Below are 17,608 nucleotides of genomic sequence, written 5' to 3'. Positions count from 1 at the left end.
ATACAAATGTAATGTTAATGATAGAGTTATACTGTGGAGGCAATTAAATATTTTATATAGATACTTGTTTACAAAGATGTGGAATTTTTTATGAATCTGTGACAATTTATTTTTTGTTTTCTATATCAAAAGAAGTTTTACTGTCATTTTTATTAATATAGTTTTATATATGATAGGGAATTATGATGCATTTGTCCTATATTTGATAGCAACTATTTCATAATTATGGTAATTTTTGGGTTAACTGGTGGTATAGGTGCTGGTAAAAGTCTAGTTGCGAGCTATTTTAGAACTTTTTTTAAGGCAGTGGTGTTTGATGCTGATCAAGTTGTACATGATTTATATAGCCATGATAACAATGTTATTGAGCTTGTTAATACATATTTTCCAGACTCTGTCAGTAATGGAGTGGTTAATAAGAGTAATTTAAGACGTCACTTTTTTACTTATAGTCATTTGTGGATTGAATTTCAATCAGTATTGCATTCGATGATTTTAAAAAAACAAAAAGAATTTATTATGTTTCATCACAGGCAATCAACTAGATATGTAGTGCTTGATGTTCCTCTATTAATAGAATCTAATTTTTATAGTTGTTGTAATTTTATTATTCATATCACAACAAATAGATTCTTACAAATGCAAAGGGTATTGTGTAGGGGCTTATCTGTAAAGGAATTTGAGTTAATTATGACTATACAGTTCTCTGAAAATGATAGAAAAAAATTTGCAGATTTTACTATTAAAACTGGATTAAGTAAAAGTGATGTATTACTTCAAATCAAAAAAATAATGTTTGATATCAGTAATAAAAGTAAATATCTAAATTACTGATAATGTTCAATTGAGTAAGGTAAGTTATTAACAAAGTATTTTTTCATCTGTATTATCTTAGCTTAATTTGGATGTCTTATCACATGTATTTTGCGAAAAATTATGTATTTGTGAGCACCTAAAAGTTAGTTCGACTTGATTAGGATTCTATGTATGAATATTAAAATGTCAGCTTTATTGTAAAAACAAGCATAATTAAAAGTATAGATAAAAAAAGTAAAAATGCATATTTGTATACTTATTTGGTAAATTATTAATTAGTAAGTTAATTTCATTGAACAAAATTTTGGTTCACACATTGAACAAAAGTGAGCAGATTTTGTCTTCTCAGAAGGGAGGGATTCATAGTGTAATGATTTTGCTGTTTTTGGGTCTAGGGATAAGGTTAAATTGATCATTAATTTTAATCCGGTATCCCTTATTCAGTGGATTTTAGCTGATGACTTAATTTCATTGAACAAAATTTTGGCCCACACATTGAACAAAAGTGAGCAGATTTTGCCTTCTCAGAAGGAAGGGATTCATCGTGTAATGATTTTGCTGTTTTTGGGTCTAGAGATAGGTTAAATTGATCATACCATTTAAAATTAAATCTTGCATGACTTAATGCATAATCACGTATGTAAGCAGATGGATTACCTTTTGCTAAGTCTGCTGCATGTGCTGCTATTTTATATGCAATGACTCCATCTTTTACATCTTGAATATTAGGCAACCCTAAGTGTTCTTTTGGAGTGACATAGCATAACATAGAAGTACCGTACCATCCTATGATTGCTGCACCGATTGCACTTGTTATATGATCATAACCTGGAGCAATGTCTGTAGTTAATGGTCCTAGAGTATAAAACGGAGCCTCTTTACAAAAATGAATCTGTTTTTCTACATTTTCTTTTATTAAATGCATAGGAACATGTCCTGGACCTTCTACCATCACTTGACAATCATTTTTCTGTGCAATATCTGTAAGTTCTCCTAATGTTTTGAGCTCTAAAAATTGTGCAGTATCATTTGCATCTGCTATAGAACCTGGTCTTAATCCATCTCCTAAGGAAAAGGCAATGTCGTAGCTTTTCATAATATCGCATATTTCTTCGAAGTTTGTATAAAGAAAATTTTCTTTATTATGTATGATACACCATTGTGCCATAATAGCTCCACCTCTTGATACAATACCAGTAAGTCTGTTATTTGTGTAATCAATATAGTTTTTTAGTACTCCTGCGTGTATAGTGAAATAGTCAACTCCTTGTTCTGCTTGTTCTATTAATGTTTCTTTGAAAATGTTGAAGTCTAGGTCTTCTACTATGCCATTTACCTTATTTAAGGCCTGATATATAGGTACAGTACCTACTGGTACCGGACTGTTTCTAATAATCCATTCTCTGATATTATATATATTATTTCCTGTAGATAAATCCATGACTGTATCAGCACCATGTATAATTGCATATATCATTTTTTGAATTTCTTCTTCGATATTTGAACTAACTACTGAATTGCCGATATTGGCGTTGATTTTTACTAGGAAGTTCTTACCTATTACCATTGGTTCTGATTCTGGATGATTTATATTTGCGGGAATTATTGCTCTTCCGGCTGCTACTTCTTGTCGTACAAATTCTGGAGTAATTTCTGGAGCCATAACAGTTGGTTTATAGGAAAAAATCTTTTGTCTTAATCTGTTTTCTCGTATTGCTACGTATTCCATTTCTGGAGTAATAATATTGTTTTTAGCGTAGAACATCTGAGTGACGGGTTTATTAGTACTTGCTTTTAAAACATTATTGTTTTGTAATGGAAATACGTATTCAGAATTAAGGTTTATTGTTTGTCTTTTATGATACTCTATATCTTGTCTGTCTATAATCCAATTAAGCCTTAGCTTTTCAATACCTCGGCTTATGTCAACTTCAATTTTCTGATCAGTATGTGGCCCACCAGTATCGTATACTAGAATTGATTCAGTGTTATCATTGACATGAATTCTACGCATTCCAACTTTAATGTTATTATAGATTGTACCTGATATGTATTCTTTAGTTGAAGAAGGAAAAATGGTATTAATGTCTATTTTCATATTTACCAGAAGATACTATATCAAATGCATAGTATAATTTTATTTTAAGATAATGTCTATATTTGTAAAGATTTAAACTTTATACAAACTTAACTAGATTGTATATATTTCCTAACTTTTATACATTAAATCTTTTTATTGTTACTCTTTAATAGTATGTAAAATGCCCCTTTTCCACCATGTAAATGAATAGCTTCTTTATAATATAATATTATGTGTACTATTTGTTCATTTTGTAACCACTTGCTAAAGTTACTTTTTATGCTGTTACTATTGTACTTATCAGTACTTTCCCATCCTGTAATAATTAATAAGCACTTGTTTGCTAAATTATAATTTTTAATTATGAACTTCATTAATATGTTATAAGCAGCATCTAAGGTATATCCATGAAGATCAAGAATAGAATCTATAGGGTACTTTCCTTGATCAATTTTTTTCTTAGTATTATTGTTTAGGTTGAGACCGCTGCTAATATCATGTGTGCTGTTTGTTTTAGTTTGTATTGGTAGCATGTAATAATTGGTGTGCTCGTTATTTAATGAAATATTGTGGTTATTATTGATTTTTCTGCTTTTTTTGTACGGAACCTTATTATTATAAATTGGGATAGTCATTGAAGTAATAGAATCCCATAGTGATGTGTCATCATATAATAAATGCTCTGATGCTTTATTTATTAATTTTCTAAACATACAAATAGCCAGTCTCTGCTCTTATACAAAACTAGGAGTTCATAAAATCAAACGTAATAGACATGCATATAAGAAGACAAGTCAATAGCTTTTAAGTATTTGTATTGTTAGTGTTTCTATTTTCTGGAGTAGAAAAAAAGTTATCTCTACCTAGGAGGTTGATATCTTGATTATTTGAATTATTTCCTAGCTCGTTAAAATTACTAGTTATTGCACTTTGCTGAAATATATCAACATTGTTTTTCGCTTTGCTAGCAACATATGGTTCGTATGAATTGATAAATTTCTCCATATATTTCCGACATCTTTGTACGGATAAATTAAACAAGGAGGACACATCTAGTTGTTTTGCTGCTATTTCTTTTAAGGCAACAACAGTATTTTTACCATTCTTATGCTTTATTACTGGACATGCTCCTGAATTTAGATCATGAGCCCTCTGACTTGCTAGTATTACTAATTTAAACTTATTATTAGTACGACCCATACATTCTTCAACTGTAAGACGTGCCATTAACAAACCAACATGAGTGAAAACCTTATTTTAGCATATATAGAAAATTATGCAATAGAGGAATCCTTAAATATATGTTTTATGCATTTCCTTTTTGTATTATTACGAGATTAATAGATTCTAGAGACTTCTCCGTCGTATTGTCTTTGTTGATTGATGTAGTTTCTGAATTGTTGACAGTAATTGTTATATTAACTTCGCATCTTAAGCGTAGCAGAAATATAAGTAAACGCTCTAACGAAAATCCTGCTGTCTTACCATTACTAATCTGAGATATTTTTGGTTGATCTACTCCAAGTATTTTTGCAGTAGTTACTTGGTTCCAGTAATTCTTGTGTGTTATATCTTTTATTAATTTCAATATCTTATACTTAATGCTGTCATCGTTTTGGTTACTTATTGTTGTCATAATTTTATACCGTAATCTAGAAAGGTAAAAATAATATGTATAAATTAATTTATATACTAAAAAAATAGATTAAATCATTTTATAATTTATTAATATAAAATATTTATTTATAATTTTTCATTTATATTACTCAATTATATATATATATAATTAATATTTTTATGATTCTTGTAATAAAAACGAAATATGTTTCTGTTGCATGTCTTCATTTTAATCTCGTACTTCAATATTTAGCTTCATAAATCAATTCATATCTTAGAGATATTATATTAAATCACTTTATAATTTATTGATAATGAAGTATATAATTTGCAAATTTTAATTTATTAATTAATTTATATAGATAAGAGATTTATATTTTAGTAATTTTAATACTGAAGTAAAGTAGTTATTATAAATCTTTTTGTCAGTATACACATATTTGTATTGCTTGAATTGTCTAGTAAGGTACTATACAACAACTAAGCTAAAATGATTTTAATGAAGTTTTGTTAACGGTATGCCATGCATTATGATTTCAAAAAAGTAGAACAAGATGTACAAAGAAAATGGAATTTTTGTACTAATGTTAAAGAAGCTCAGTGCTATGTTTTAGAAATGTTTCCTTACCCTTCTGGCAGCATACATATGGGTCACTTGAGAAATTACACAATAGGTGATGTAATTGCAAGATACAAACGTGCTTGTGGTGTTAATGTCTTTCATCCGATAGGATGGGATGCTTTTGGATTGCCAGCAGAAAATGCTGCATTATCTTATAATATAGATCCGCATACTTGGACTGAGAACAATATTAATAATATGAGACGTCAGTTAAAATCTATAGGATTATCATATAATTGGGATAAAGAATTGGCTACTTGTGATGCGAATTATTATAAGCATGAACAAGCATTTTTTCTTGATTTTTTTAAATGTGATTTAGTTTATCGTAAAGAGTCGTTGGTTAATTGGGATCCTGTAGATCAAACTGTACTTGCTAATGAACAAGTTATAGATGGAAGGGGATGGCGGTCTGGAGCTATAGTGGAAAAAAGAAAATTATTTCAATGGTTCCTACGGATTACTGATTTTGCAGAAGAATTATTAGATGATTTAAAAACTTTAGATCAGTGGCCGGAAAAAGTAAAGTTAATGCAAGAGCGGTGGATTGGAAAATCTCAAGGTGTGGTAATAGATTTTGAAGTTTTAAATATTAACAAGACTTTACAGATTTTTACTACATGTCCTCATACTTTATTTGGAGCATCATTTATTGCAGTATCTTTTGATCATCCTATTTTACAATATGTTAATGATTCAAAAATTGTTCAACTAATAAATGATTTTGATAGAAAAAATGTAGTGAGAGATGTATCTAGTCCAATAGAAAAATTTGGAATAAATTCTGGATTAGTTGTAAAACATCCTTTATTGAATATAAATTTGCCAGTTTATGCTGTGAATTTTGTCCTCATGGATTATGCAACAGGTGCAATTTTTGGTTGTCCAGCTCATGATCAGCGTGATTTTGAGTTTGCAAAGAAATATTCTCTTCCAATAAAGCAGGTAATTTTTCCTGAAGTTGATGTGAACTTAGAAAAAGAGGCTTATGTTGGCTCAGGTATTATGAAGAATTCTGAGTTCTTAGATAATATGACTGTGGATACAGCAAAAGAAGCTATAGTTGATAAGCTTATATTATTAGGAATAGGTAGAAAAGTGACCTATTATAGGATGCATGACTGGGGAGTATCTAGGCAACGTTATTGGGGATGTCCTATACCTATAATATATTGTGAGAGATGTGGTACAGTTCCTGTAAATAAAAAAGACCTTCCAGTGACTTTGCCTAAGGATGTTGATTTTACAAAATCTGGAAATCCTTTAGATAATCATCCTACTTGGAAATATGTAAAATGTCCATCTTGTGGTATGGATGCTGAACGTGAAACTGATACTTTTGATACTTTTTTTGAATCTTCGTGGTATTTTGCAGCATTTTGTGGGATTGATAATGGAATAGATAGAGATACATGTAACATGTTATTACCAGTCAATTATTATGTGGGTGGTATAGAACATGCAGTATTACATTTATTATATTCTAGGTTTTTCTGTAGGGCGTTAACTAAGTGTGGATATTTTAATATCAAAGAACCATTTTTTCATCTAATAACGCAAGGTATGGTTTGCTATTCTACTTATTCAGATGAGCAAGGTAACTACTTATTTCCTGAAGAAGCAAAAAAGATGATGAAAAAAGGTCAACATGTTACTGTTGGCAGAGCTGAGAAAATGAGTAAATCAAAAAAGAATGTGGTAAATCTTGAATATATTATTGATAAATATGGAGCAGATACAGCAAGACTGTTTATATTATCTGATACTCCTCCTGAGCGTGATATAGAATGGTTGGATGATGGTATAGAAGGAGCAAGTAGATATCTTAGTAAGTTATGGAAGATGATAATTTCTTATGATCAACTTAACTTGGATTTTAGTGAGAAAAGTATACCAGAGGATGCTTTTGAATATAGGAGATGTATACATAAAATTTTAAATGACATTACAGGTGATTTGAATTTTTATCGTTTAAATTGTGCTGTGGCTAAGTTTAGAGAATTGAGTAATGTTATCGGTGAAATGATAAAAACTTCAGTGAATTGTTATGTAGTTAGTGAGGCAATATGTATTTTGATTAGAGTAATAGAACCGTTTATTCCACATATAGCTGAAAAATTATGGGAAAATATAGGAGGTAAAGGTATGTTGTGGAATCAAATGTGGCCTAAAGTAGATTCAGCATTACTAATTGAAAAAAATGTTACTATTGCTGTACAAGTTAATGGTAAATTTGTTAAAGCGTTAACAGTTACTAATAACATTGATGATAGTCAACTTAAAGCTATGGCTTTGGAAACAGCTAAAAATAGAGTAGGTGATAATGTCGTAGAAAACATATATGTTATTCCAAAACGGATAATAAATATTATTACTGTAAAGCCAAAGTAAAAAATGTTGTAATCTATCTATAGTTAGGTCTATGCTTATATTATGTAGCTTTCGTTTTGATATTGATGAATTTTTTTATGTTAATTTTTTCAATGTAATGTTTTATTGGTAAGTACAGGTAATGCTTGCATCTACTTAAGCTTTGTTAAGGTATTTATGTAAAAGCGTTATATTTGTCATGAGATATGAATTTTGATGTATTTGTGGTTAAATTTGTGTTGATGACTACAAACATGCTTGTTAGATTATGTTTTATTGTAGATTTGAAGAGTATATGATTGTAGATTCACATTGTCATTTGAATTATTTTAATCCAGATGAGATAGAAGATATAGTACTGAGTGCAGAGGAAAATAATGTAAAATTGATGCAGACTGTATGTACTACTATATCTGAGTTTTCTGATTTAGTAAAAATTGCAGAAGGCTATAAGCAAGTTTATCTTTCAGTTGGTGTACATCCTACTAATAGTGCAGATGGAGAATCTATTTCAGCAAGTGAATTGGTAAGTTTAGCTCAACATAGTAAGGTTGTTGGGTTAGGTGAAACTGGTTTGGATTTTTATAAATGTGGTAAAGTAGAGAAGCAAGAGCAGAATTTCTTGGCTCATATTAATGCATCTAGGGAAACAGGGTTACCTGTTATAATCCACTCAAGAAGTGCAGATGAGCGAATGATGGAAATTTTAGAATCAGAAATGAGAGAAAGTCCGTTTGTAGGGCTTATGCATTGTTTTGCATCTTCAAGGGAATTAGCAGTCAAGGCAATAGAGTTAGGGTTATATGTATCTTTTTCAGGAATAGTGACTTTTAAAAATGCAAAAGTTGTTCAAGAAGTAGCAAAATTTGTTCCTAAGGATCGTGTTTTAGTAGAAACAGATTCTCCATTTTTATCTCCTGAACCTTACCGTGGACAAAGGAACGAACCATCTAAAACAAAATTTGTTGTAGAGTATTTAGCTAGGTTATGGGATGAAAATGTTGAAGAAATTAGTAATTTAACTACAAATAATTTTTTTGAGCTATTTAAGAAATGCTCTGAGCATTTTCATTCATAATAAATTGTTTATGTATTCAGATAATAGAACTATTGTCAATAGTATAGTTATTATATTTTTAGCAATTTAAGTATTTGTCTAATTGTAAAATGTGCATTTTTTCAAGATATGTAAACTGTAGTAAATGTGAAAAATATAAAAATGATTTAGGTTTTTATTTCTTTATATTTACGTATGGAATGAGATACTAGTAAAGTAGATGTAGTGTTTATTCACGTTAATGAGATTGTATAAATAGTTAATGTTGATATAATTTGGATGTTTTGTAAGTATGCTTATTTATTATAACCCAGTTATTTGTGCATTAGATACTCGTGATATTAAGCATGCATTACGGTTAACAAAAAGGCTTTATAGAAAAATATCAATGGTAAAATTAGGATTAGAATTTTCTACAGCTGGAATAAGGTAACGGTAAAATAGATGTAATGTTTATTCAAATTAGTAAGATTGTATAAATATTAATATTGATATAGTTTGGATGTTTTGTAAGGATGTTTATGTATTATAACCCAGTTATTTGTGCATTAGATACTCGTGATATTAAGCATGCATTACGGTTAACAAAAATGCTTTGTGGAAAAATATCAATGGTAAAATTAGGATTAGAATTTTTTACAGCGTATGGGTTATCTGGTGTGCAAACAATAGCTGATTGTGGTGTGCCAGTGTTTCTTGATTTAAAATTACATGATATCCCTAATACAGTCAGTAAGGCTATATCAGTAATTAAATCTTTAAATATTGCTATGCTTACTATTCATATTAGTGGTGGTAGAGAAATGATAATGAGAGCTATGGATAGCATATCTGGGAGTAAAATAAAGTTGGTGGGTGTAACTGTATTAACAAGTATTGATAATTCTGATTTAAGTGACATTGGTGTTAATATATCATCTATCCAACAGGTAATGCTTTTATCTAAATTAGCTCGAGAAGTTGGATTATATGGTATAGTATGTTCTGCATTTGAGGTGGAAGAAGTGCGTAATCAGTATACCAAGGAAGATTTAAAACTTATAGTTCCAGGTATAAGATTTGGTGTTGATTGTAATGATCAAAAAAGAGTAAAGAAGCCTAGGGATGCAATGTTAGCTGGTGCAGATTATTTGGTAATTGGACGTCCAATTACTATGAGTAGAGATCCTGTACAGACAGTTGATACAATTTTAGCATCAATTGATATATAAAAATATGTATAGAATTAGGGCTAATAATATTTCTAACTTATTGTGTGTTTTTTGTATAAGTCATTGGAAATTAGATATAATGACTTTTTAGGATAAAATGTAGGATATTATGCATCTATAAGTTTAGTATATGGAAGATTATCTTTTAGGTAATAAGTTAGTGCAGGTAATATTGATTTCTAGGTAATGCATATAAGGTATGTATTTTAGTTATATTATTAGTGCTTTTTGTTAATAAAATCGAGAGGTATCCTATTATATATGTTGGGAGTATAATAACAGTTGTTATTATAGGCTGATAAACTATATTATGTTATAGTTTATTTTGATTATTGTGGAAGAAAAGTAGTATGAAAGTGTTATTGAGTAATGATGATGGGTTTCATGCAAATGGTATTAAAGTTCTGAAAGAAATAGTAATAACAACGGGTATTGCCTCAGAAATATGGGTAGTTGCACCATTGAGTAATTGTAGTGGCTGTGGTAGGTCAATAGGCTTAAGGACTGCAACTGAGGTGTATCAAGTAAGTGATACTGAATTTATTATTAACAGTACTCCATCTACTAGTGTTTTTCTTGGATTAAAAGAGATTGTTGGTACAAAACCGGATTTGATTTTGTCTGGGATAAATAGTGGGATTAATATAGGTAATGATATAGCATATTCTGGTACTATAGCAGCAGCAGCAGAAGGAGCTATGATAAATATTCCATCAATTGCAGTCAGTCAGGAATATAATGGTAAAACTGGTGAAATAAATTGGGAGAATCCACGGAAATTCTTAAAAGATATTATAGATATGCTGTTAGGTGTTCCATTTTGGGATAAGTCTACTGTCATGAATATTAACTTTCCTTTGATATCAGCAAAGGGCATTAAGTTTACAAGTCAGGGGAAATATATACCATGTAATGAAATAGAAGAGAAAAAAAATATTTCTGGTAGTGCATCCTATACAATAAATAGAGCTACTCCTGATAAAAAGAATAGAGGTGACTTTGATGACAGTATTAAAGCTATAGATGATGGATATATTACAATTACACCATTAAAATTTGATATGACAGATTTTGATATTCTAGAATCTTTAATTTCACTTAACAAAGGCTGTAAAATATGATTTTTTTGATTTTTGCCTATACTATAAGTTTTGGTTTGTTGCTTGGGTTGAGCTATTTTGTTATTTTTAGTTATAGTAAAAGTAAGAAAATTCTAGAAAATATTGATCGGAAAAAATGAAGAAAAAACATAAAAGATTACTTTTTACTGCCATAACATTTATTATGTTTGGTATGTCGGTTGTTATTGTATTGAATAATCTGAGAAATAATATATCATTTTTTTTTACTCCCACTGAAGTTTTATCAAGGACTGTATGTACTAATTGTACTATTAGAATAGGAGGTATGGTAATAAAGGGTAGTGTAGAGAAATACAATAATTTTATTTCTTTTTATATAACAGATTTAGAAAATCAGATTAAAGTACTATATCAAGGAATATTACCTCCTTTGTTTTCAGAAGGTAGTTGGATAGTAGCAAAAGGAAAAATAGTAAACGATGAATTTGTTGCGGATGAAATTTTAGCTAAGCACGATGAAAATTATAAACCTAGTAAGTATAAAGCAAAAGAAGTTGTGAAAGTGCTCTAAAATCAAACATGTGACAGTATTAATAAATCTGGTGATGTATAAACATTATTACATAGTTTTTGATTGTTTGATGTGAAAGTAAGTAAGCCATTTATAAGAATTTTACAGGAGCTTATTTACAAATATTTAAACTATTTGTTTAGTTATTGTCCTATTACGCAATATTTAGTTATATTTGTAATTCTATTCATTCTTTGTTTCCTTCCATGGGGAAAGAAAATCAAATGATCTAAAATCTTGCTGTAGATTTACAGCTTCATAAGCTACTTCTTTTTTTGATATGTCATACCGTACTTCCTTATAACCAGTTAGAGGAAAATCTTTTAGCATGGGATGTCCAGAAAAACCATAATCTGTTAAAATCCTGCGTAAATCTGGGTTATTAGCAAATATTATGCCATACATATCAAATACTTCTCGTTCAAACCATCCTGCAGCACTAAAAATGTTGGTAATAGATGGAATATTCTCATTTTCTTGTAATGGTACTTTACAAGATATTCTTATGTTGTTTATTATACTTAGTAATGAATAAACTACTTCAAATCTAGCTGATCTACCTGGATAATCTATTGCAAAAATATCAATTAAGATGTGAAATTTACATTTTGTGTCATTGCGTAAAAATAAAATGTGATTATAGATGTCCTCTGTATTTGAGTGTAACTCTAGCATTATATTGTCTTTTATAGTGCACTTTACATTTATAGATGTATTGATATGTGTAGTAATATTATCTATCACATTATTGATATCTGACATCCTGTACCTCTTTAATTGTATTCTTTTTACTATACATTATTTTCCTAAATTAAGGTACTACATTGATATTATATATATTGAATACTAGGTATATTTTGTCTGTCATAACTTAGGATTTTTTACTTTTAAATAATTTTTTTATGAAGGTATACAGTGATGTATTGAATTTAAAGTGTGAAATGTTATAGGATGTATGCTAAAAACAATAGTATGATTTCATATTAATAAGGATAGGTTTTATTATTTTAGTGTAGTAATTACAGGGTTATGAGTTTCTCTTGCAATATTAGTTGTTGTATTAGTGATATCACCTACTAAATTGTATAAACACAGTAAACACTATTGATTACAACATTTTTTTAATATTTTACTTGCGTAGTCTGTTATGTAGGTTTTCTTATAATGTTGGTATTTCCTCTGTTAATTTTTTGTTGAAGGCAGAATATACCATATAATAAAGCTTCTGCTGTTGGAGGGCATCCTGGAACGTAAATATCTACTGGTACTATGCGGTCACATCCTCTAACTACTGAATATGAATAATGATAATATCCACCGCCGTTAGCACAACTTCCCATTGAGACAACATAACGTGGTTCTGTCATTTGGTCATATACTTTACGTAATGCAGGGGCCATCTTATTGGTGAGTGTTCCAGCAATAATCATGACATCTGCTTGCCTAGGACTTGCGCGAAACATGACACCATATCTATCTAGATCATATCTACTTGCTGCAGTGTGCATCATTTCTACAGCACAGCAAGCTAATCCAAATGTCATAGGCCATAAAGAATTTGACCTTGCCCAATTTGATATGTAATTCATTAAGTCAGAAAACCTGGTTGTCATAAAGCCCTGATGATTGTAGCTTTGCCAAAATTGATTGTTTAACACAGAATTATTCTCATTTGTCATACTAGTTTACTCCCATTCTAGTGCACCTTTGCTCCACTCATATATAAATCCTACTGTTAATATAGTTAAGAAAATCATCATAGACCAGAAACCATTTATACCTATATTTGAAAGACAAATAGACCATGGAAATAAGAATGCTATTTCGAGGTCAAATATAATAAATAGTATTGCTACTAGGTAAAATCGAATATCAAAAATTTTTCTTGAATTTCCAAGAGGTGCGAACCCGCATTCATAAGGAGAGAGTTTCTCTAAATCTGGATTACGATTAGCTAAAAGCATTGGTAAAATACAAAAGAGGAATGAGATAAAACCTGAAATTGCTAAGAAAATTAAAACAGGGACATATTCAGCAATATTAAACATTTGTATCATATATATACTTTAGTGAATAATTAAATACTTACAGAGTTTTAATTTTATGTCAATTTATTAACATGTATTACACACCCTTTGCTATTAATCATAGCACTAATTGCAGATGAAGTATAATATATAATTAGTATAAAAACGGTAAAGTAGCTATTTTATTATAAATTTTATATGCTATATTGGAATAATTTATGTTATTTAGTTATTTTTTTCATTATAGTGTATATGATAAATCTATAATATCATGATAAGTATTTTAATAGGATTTTATTAATTTTTAGGCTAGTGAAAGATTGAGAAAAGGGTTTGTGGAAAAATTCTTTGTGTTTATTTTAATATAAGTAAAAAATTTACTTATATAAATTTAATGATTTTACATTAGTTATTGAAGTAGGTTATTAGTGTTTTTGTGCATGGTCAAATACCTTTTATTGAGAACGTCTTATTGTAGTGGAAAATATCGTAGCTCATAAAGAAATGTTCTTGTTTTATTATAAAGGTATTTTAGGGGCATATTTTGAATATGCAGATTTTGTTAAAGTGTAAGTATGTTTATTAATGGTAACGTATTGCTAAAAGATTATATATATTAGGGTTTGCAAACATGTGTGATTCCTAAGTAATAAGTGCTATTTATTATAACCCTAGGAATACTATAACAATTCAGTGTCTGTTCTCCTAATATTGACTATACTTATTTTCTATGCAAGTATATATATAAGGAGTGGAATATTACGTTTACAGTTTGTTATAGGTATTTTGTAGTTTGTTATTACATATTTAGAAGGCTTTTTAGTGTTAACTATATTGATGATCAATTACATCTTGTTTTCCTTTAAATGGACAGCATATGTATCTATGGCGACCTATGTTTCTTATGTATTTGTAGTGCTGCTGTATGTATTATACTATTGTTATGTGTTTAAGGCTTTTTAGTGTTGAAAAGTTTACTAGAAGTACTATGTTTATGTTCTGTAATTTGGTAGATTTTTAGAAGATTTTGTCTAATTTGATAATTAGACATTTAAATAGGGCTTTAAATATTGTCCAGTTGTACTATTGGGGTTTTTAATTATCTCTTCAGGGGTGCCAGTAGCTACTACTTTACCTCCATCATTTCCTCCATTAGGCCCTATGTCTATTATGTATTCAGCTGTTTTAATGACATGTAAATTGTGTTCTATAACTACTATTGTATTTCCTAAATCGCGTAATTTGTGTAGAACATGTAATAAATTATCTATATCTGCAAAATGTAATCCTGTAGTTGGTTCATCTAATATGTATAAAGTTTTTCCAGTTGAACGTTTTGATAATTCTTTTGATAGTTTTATTCTTTGTGCTTCACCTCCTGATAATGTATTGGATGTTTGGCCTATTTTGATATAACCCATTCCTACGCTGCGTAAAGCATCTAACTTTTCTTTAATTAATGGTAAATGGATAAAAAATTCGTGTGCTTGATCAACTGTCATATCTAATACGTCAGCTATAGATTTTCCTTGATGAGTTACTTCTAAAGTTTCTTTATTATAACGCAATCCTTTGCATTGCTCACACTTGACATATACATCAGATAAAAAATGCATTTCTATTTTGACTTGTCCATCTCCTTTGCATGCTTCACATCTTCCTCCTTTGGAGTTAAATGAAAACCTGCTAATAGTATATCCTCTTGCTCTTGATAAAGGTAATCCAGCGAACCATGACCGTATGTGAGTAAACAATCCTATATAGGTTGCTGAATTTGACAAAGGAGTTCTACCGATAGGGGATTGGTCTATTTTTATAACTTTATCTATATGTTCTAGCCCTGATATGGATATGCATTTGCCGTGTGTACAATTTATATTATTTAGTTGATTGATTGCATGCTGATATAGAGTATCGTTTATCAAACTAGATTTTCCGCTTCCAGATACTCCAGTAATACAAGTAAAAGCATTTAAAGGAATTTTGACATCAATATTTTGTAAATTGTTTTTACGGGCTCCAATAATTTCTATCCATTTATTAAAAGTTCCATGCTTTTTGAAATTGGGTATCGTCTTCTTATTACTAAGATATTGGCCAGTTATACTGTTATGGTTATCCATTATTTCTTTTGGAGTTCCAATTGCAATTACATGTCCTCCGTTTTGTCCTGCCCCTGGTCCTATATCTACTACATAATCTGCATTTGTTATTGTTTCTTCGTCATGTTCTACTACTATTACTGTATTGCCTATATCACGTAATGTTTTTAGAGTGTTGATTAACAATGTGTTATCGCGTTGATGTAACCCTATTGAAGGTTCATCTAGAACGTAAATTATTCCTGTTAATCCAGATCCAATTTGTGATGCTAATTTTATTCTTTGACTTTCTCCTCCAGATAATGTTCCTGATTCACGATTGAGTGTTAGATAACCTAATCCAACATTCTTTAGAAATGTTAATCTTTTGATTATTTCATCTAATAGTTTACATGAAATATGTTTCTGCTGTTCGTTTAGTTTAGGTGGTAGTGCTTTACACCATGATATTGCTTCTACGACAGATAATTGTGTAAATTCTCCAATATGTTTGTTATCAATTTTTACTGATAACGCTTCCTGTCTTAATCTAAATCCTTGACATTCACTACATACATTTATAGATGAATATTGTTCGGCTAGTTTTTCAATAACTATATTTTCTTTGTTATTTAAGACATTTATAATGCCTTCAAATGGCTTGTTTCTAGAATATTTATATCCTTCATTTTGGTAGTGTATAGGTATTTCTATTCCTTTGCTACCAAATAGAATTATATCTTTTATATTGTCATCCAACTCTTGCCATGGTGTTGTTAAATCAAATTTATAATATTTTGCTAATGATAAAATAATGTTTGCGTAATAATAACTAAATTGCGAATTTACTTTGTGATGAGTGGTTTTTAGCTCAATTGGACCTATAGGATGTATAGCTCCTTCTAAAATCGATAAGTTGTCATTTTTTATAATTAGATTTCTGTCAATGCTGTATTTTTTTCCTATTCCACTACAAGTTTTGCATGATCCATATGATGTATTAAATGAAAATAATCTTGGTTCTATTTCTTCTATGCTGAAGTCTGCCTGAGGGCATGAAAAATTTTCTGAAAAAAATAATACCTGGTTCTTGTGATATACTTCCTTATTGTATCCTTGCGGTAAATCAAGTATTTCTATATGAATTATACCGTTACCTATTTTTAGTGCAGTTTTTATATTGTCAGTTATATTATCAACATAGTCTTCTAGTACTGATATTTGATTTACAATTACGTGAATGTTATGTGCTTTATTCCTATCTAACTGTGGAATATTGTTAATATCATAAATAATGTCATCAATTTTTAATAATTTATAGCGTTGTTTTTTTATTTCATATATTTCTTTATTATGATCTCCTTTTTTGTTCCTTATTAGTGTACCTAAAATTGAAATTTTTGTACCTGAAGGTAGTTTGAATATAGTTTCTATTATTTGAGAAAGTGATTGCTTTGTTATAGGTAATCCAGTGGTTGGAGAATATGGAATTCCTATTTTAGCATACATGATTCTTAAGTAATCGTAAATTTCTGTAATGGTTGATACAGTTGATCTTGAGTTTTTAGATAATAATTTTTGACTTATTGCAATAGCTGGAGAAAGCCCTGTGATTGATTCTACATCTGGTTTTGTACATAAATCTAAAAATTGCCGAGCGTAAGATGATAAACTTTCTACATATTTACGTTGTCCTTCTGCATATATTGTATCAAACGCAAGACTGGACTTTCCCGATCCACTAACTCCAGTTATTACAATTAACTTGTTCTTTGGAAGATCTATGTTTATGTTGTGTAGGTTATGTTCTTTAGCATGACGTATACTGATCAAACCAGCCATATTTAATTTACCGCATTAACTAGTAAGTAAAGAGATAGGATTCTTAATCATATATGAAGATTAACAATTTTCCAATTAATTTTGGTAATTAGGTAATAATATATTGTAAGCTTGATCACGTATTTTTATTATGTGTATGTTTAACTGAATGCTAAAGTGGGTGTGATTTAGTTATGTATAGGAAAAGTATTTTTTGACCATTATTAAGAAACATCTTATGTCCCGTATTTAT

Annotated in this window: 15 protein-coding genes; 7 read left to right on the top strand and 8 right to left on the bottom strand. The window is 29.4% G+C overall.

Annotation, left to right across the window (positions count from 1 at the left end; genetic code table 11):
* The first annotated feature begins 225 nt into the window (after window positions 1-225).
* Window positions 226-834, top strand: coding sequence for a dephospho-CoA kinase (gene coaE / locus PVA18_RS03190; RefSeq protein WP_045804493.1), 609 nt, complete (start codon window positions 226-228; stop codon window positions 832-834).
* 418 nt (window positions 835-1,252) lie between these two features.
* Here the strand turns inward: coaE and thiC are convergent, their stop codons facing one another.
* The 4 genes from thiC to PVA18_RS03170 all read right to left on the bottom strand — a co-directional run bounded on the left by thiC (window position 1,253) and on the right by PVA18_RS03170 (window position 4,532).
* On the bottom strand, window positions 1,253-2,914 hold the full coding sequence (thiC, locus tag PVA18_RS03185; protein WP_045804494.1) for a phosphomethylpyrimidine synthase ThiC: 1,662 nt from the start codon (window positions 2,912-2,914) through the stop codon (window positions 1,253-1,255).
* A gap of 125 nt (window positions 2,915-3,039) precedes the next feature.
* Window positions 3,040-3,609: a Smr/MutS family protein gene (locus PVA18_RS03180; protein WP_045804495.1), complete on the bottom strand. Its 570-nt coding sequence runs from the start codon at window positions 3,607-3,609 to the stop codon at window positions 3,040-3,042.
* Window positions 3,610-3,700: 91 nt separating this feature from the next.
* A complete protein-coding gene (rpoZ, locus tag PVA18_RS03175) occupies window positions 3,701-4,123 on the bottom strand; it encodes a DNA-directed RNA polymerase subunit omega (RefSeq protein WP_045804496.1) in 423 nt (140 codons plus the stop codon).
* A 79-nt stretch (window positions 4,124-4,202) separates the two neighbouring features.
* Window positions 4,203-4,532, bottom strand: a complete 330-nt coding sequence (locus PVA18_RS03170) for an XRE family transcriptional regulator (protein ID WP_045804497.1) — start codon at window positions 4,530-4,532, stop codon at window positions 4,203-4,205.
* 504 nt (window positions 4,533-5,036) lie between these two features.
* On the opposite strand from PVA18_RS03170, the gene leuS reads away from it, so the two are divergent.
* The 6 genes from leuS to ccmE all read left to right on the top strand — a co-directional run bounded on the left by leuS (window position 5,037) and on the right by ccmE (window position 11,426).
* Window positions 5,037-7,526, top strand: a complete 2,490-nt coding sequence (leuS, locus tag PVA18_RS03165) for a leucine--tRNA ligase (RefSeq protein ID WP_045804498.1) — start codon at window positions 5,037-5,039, stop codon at window positions 7,524-7,526.
* Window positions 7,527-7,800: 274 nt separating this feature from the next.
* Window positions 7,801-8,583, top strand: coding sequence for a TatD family hydrolase (locus PVA18_RS03160; protein ID WP_045804648.1), 783 nt, complete (start codon window positions 7,801-7,803; stop codon window positions 8,581-8,583).
* 271 nt (window positions 8,584-8,854) lie between these two features.
* Window positions 8,855-8,995 (top strand): hypothetical protein, encoded by a 141-nt coding sequence (locus PVA18_RS03155; RefSeq protein WP_374220057.1) that lies wholly within the window; start codon window positions 8,855-8,857, stop codon window positions 8,993-8,995.
* Between the two features lie 88 nt (window positions 8,996-9,083).
* A complete protein-coding gene (pyrF, locus tag PVA18_RS03150) occupies window positions 9,084-9,773 on the top strand; it encodes an orotidine-5'-phosphate decarboxylase (RefSeq protein WP_045804499.1) in 690 nt (229 codons plus the stop codon).
* Between the two features lie 350 nt (window positions 9,774-10,123).
* Window positions 10,124-10,894: a 5'/3'-nucleotidase SurE gene (gene surE, locus PVA18_RS03145; RefSeq protein WP_045804500.1), complete on the top strand. Its 771-nt coding sequence runs from the start codon at window positions 10,124-10,126 to the stop codon at window positions 10,892-10,894.
* 115 nt (window positions 10,895-11,009) lie between these two features.
* Complete coding sequence (gene ccmE, locus PVA18_RS03140) at window positions 11,010-11,426, top strand: cytochrome c maturation protein CcmE (protein ID WP_045804501.1); 417 nt, start codon at window positions 11,010-11,012, stop codon at window positions 11,424-11,426.
* A gap of 183 nt (window positions 11,427-11,609) precedes the next feature.
* On the opposite strand, the gene PVA18_RS03135 is transcribed toward ccmE, so the two are convergent.
* The 4 genes from PVA18_RS03135 to uvrA form a co-directional block, all read right to left on the bottom strand.
* Entirely contained in the window at window positions 11,610-12,188 is a 579-nt protein-coding gene (locus PVA18_RS03135; RefSeq protein WP_045804502.1) for an NADH-quinone oxidoreductase subunit C, read from the bottom strand.
* Window positions 12,189-12,571: 383 nt separating this feature from the next.
* Window positions 12,572-13,105: a NuoB/complex I 20 kDa subunit family protein gene (locus PVA18_RS03130; protein ID WP_045804503.1), complete on the bottom strand. Its 534-nt coding sequence runs from the start codon at window positions 13,103-13,105 to the stop codon at window positions 12,572-12,574.
* Window positions 13,106-13,111: 6 nt separating this feature from the next.
* Window positions 13,112-13,483 (bottom strand): NADH-quinone oxidoreductase subunit A, encoded by a 372-nt coding sequence (locus tag PVA18_RS03125; protein WP_024071926.1) that lies wholly within the window; start codon window positions 13,481-13,483, stop codon window positions 13,112-13,114.
* A gap of 1,013 nt (window positions 13,484-14,496) precedes the next feature.
* A complete protein-coding gene (uvrA, locus tag PVA18_RS03120) occupies window positions 14,497-17,376 on the bottom strand; it encodes an excinuclease ABC subunit UvrA (RefSeq protein WP_045804504.1) in 2,880 nt (959 codons plus the stop codon).
* Window positions 17,377-17,608 lie beyond the last annotated feature (232 nt).

The sequence above is a fragment of the Ehrlichia muris subsp. eauclairensis genome, from assembly GCF_051097115.1.
Taxonomy (GTDB): Bacteria; Pseudomonadota; Alphaproteobacteria; order Rickettsiales; family Anaplasmataceae; genus Ehrlichia; species Ehrlichia muris.
This window is presented reverse-complemented; position numbering and strand designations above follow the sequence as displayed.

Bases quoted from the DNA above. Each gene is read 5' to 3' on its own strand.
- coaE (WP_045804493.1), top strand. From the start codon at position 226: ATGGTAATTTTTGGGTTAACTGGTGGTATAGGTGCTGGTAAAAGTCTA.
- thiC (WP_045804494.1), bottom strand. From the start codon at position 2,914: ATGAAAATAGACATTAATACCATTTTTCCTTCTTCAACTAAAGAATAC.
- PVA18_RS03180 (WP_045804495.1), bottom strand. From the start codon at position 3,609: ATGTTTAGAAAATTAATAAATAAAGCATCAGAGCATTTATTATATGAT.
- rpoZ (WP_045804496.1), bottom strand. From the start codon at position 4,123: ATGGCACGTCTTACAGTTGAAGAATGTATGGGTCGTACTAATAATAAG.
- PVA18_RS03170 (WP_045804497.1), bottom strand. From the start codon at position 4,532: ATGACAACAATAAGTAACCAAAACGATGACAGCATTAAGTATAAGATA.
- leuS (WP_045804498.1), top strand. From the start codon at position 5,037: ATGCATTATGATTTCAAAAAAGTAGAACAAGATGTACAAAGAAAATGG.
- PVA18_RS03160 (WP_045804648.1), top strand. From the start codon at position 7,801: ATGATTGTAGATTCACATTGTCATTTGAATTATTTTAATCCAGATGAG.
- PVA18_RS03155 (WP_374220057.1), top strand. From the start codon at position 8,855: ATGCTTATTTATTATAACCCAGTTATTTGTGCATTAGATACTCGTGAT.
- pyrF (WP_045804499.1), top strand. From the start codon at position 9,084: ATGTATTATAACCCAGTTATTTGTGCATTAGATACTCGTGATATTAAG.
- surE (WP_045804500.1), top strand. From the start codon at position 10,124: ATGAAAGTGTTATTGAGTAATGATGATGGGTTTCATGCAAATGGTATT.
- ccmE (WP_045804501.1), top strand. From the start codon at position 11,010: ATGAAGAAAAAACATAAAAGATTACTTTTTACTGCCATAACATTTATT.
- PVA18_RS03135 (WP_045804502.1), bottom strand. From the start codon at position 12,188: ATGTCAGATATCAATAATGTGATAGATAATATTACTACACATATCAAT.
- PVA18_RS03130 (WP_045804503.1), bottom strand. From the start codon at position 13,105: ATGACAAATGAGAATAATTCTGTGTTAAACAATCAATTTTGGCAAAGC.
- PVA18_RS03125 (WP_024071926.1), bottom strand. From the start codon at position 13,483: ATGATACAAATGTTTAATATTGCTGAATATGTCCCTGTTTTAATTTTC.
- uvrA (WP_045804504.1), bottom strand. From the start codon at position 17,376: ATGGCTGGTTTGATCAGTATACGTCATGCTAAAGAACATAACCTACAC.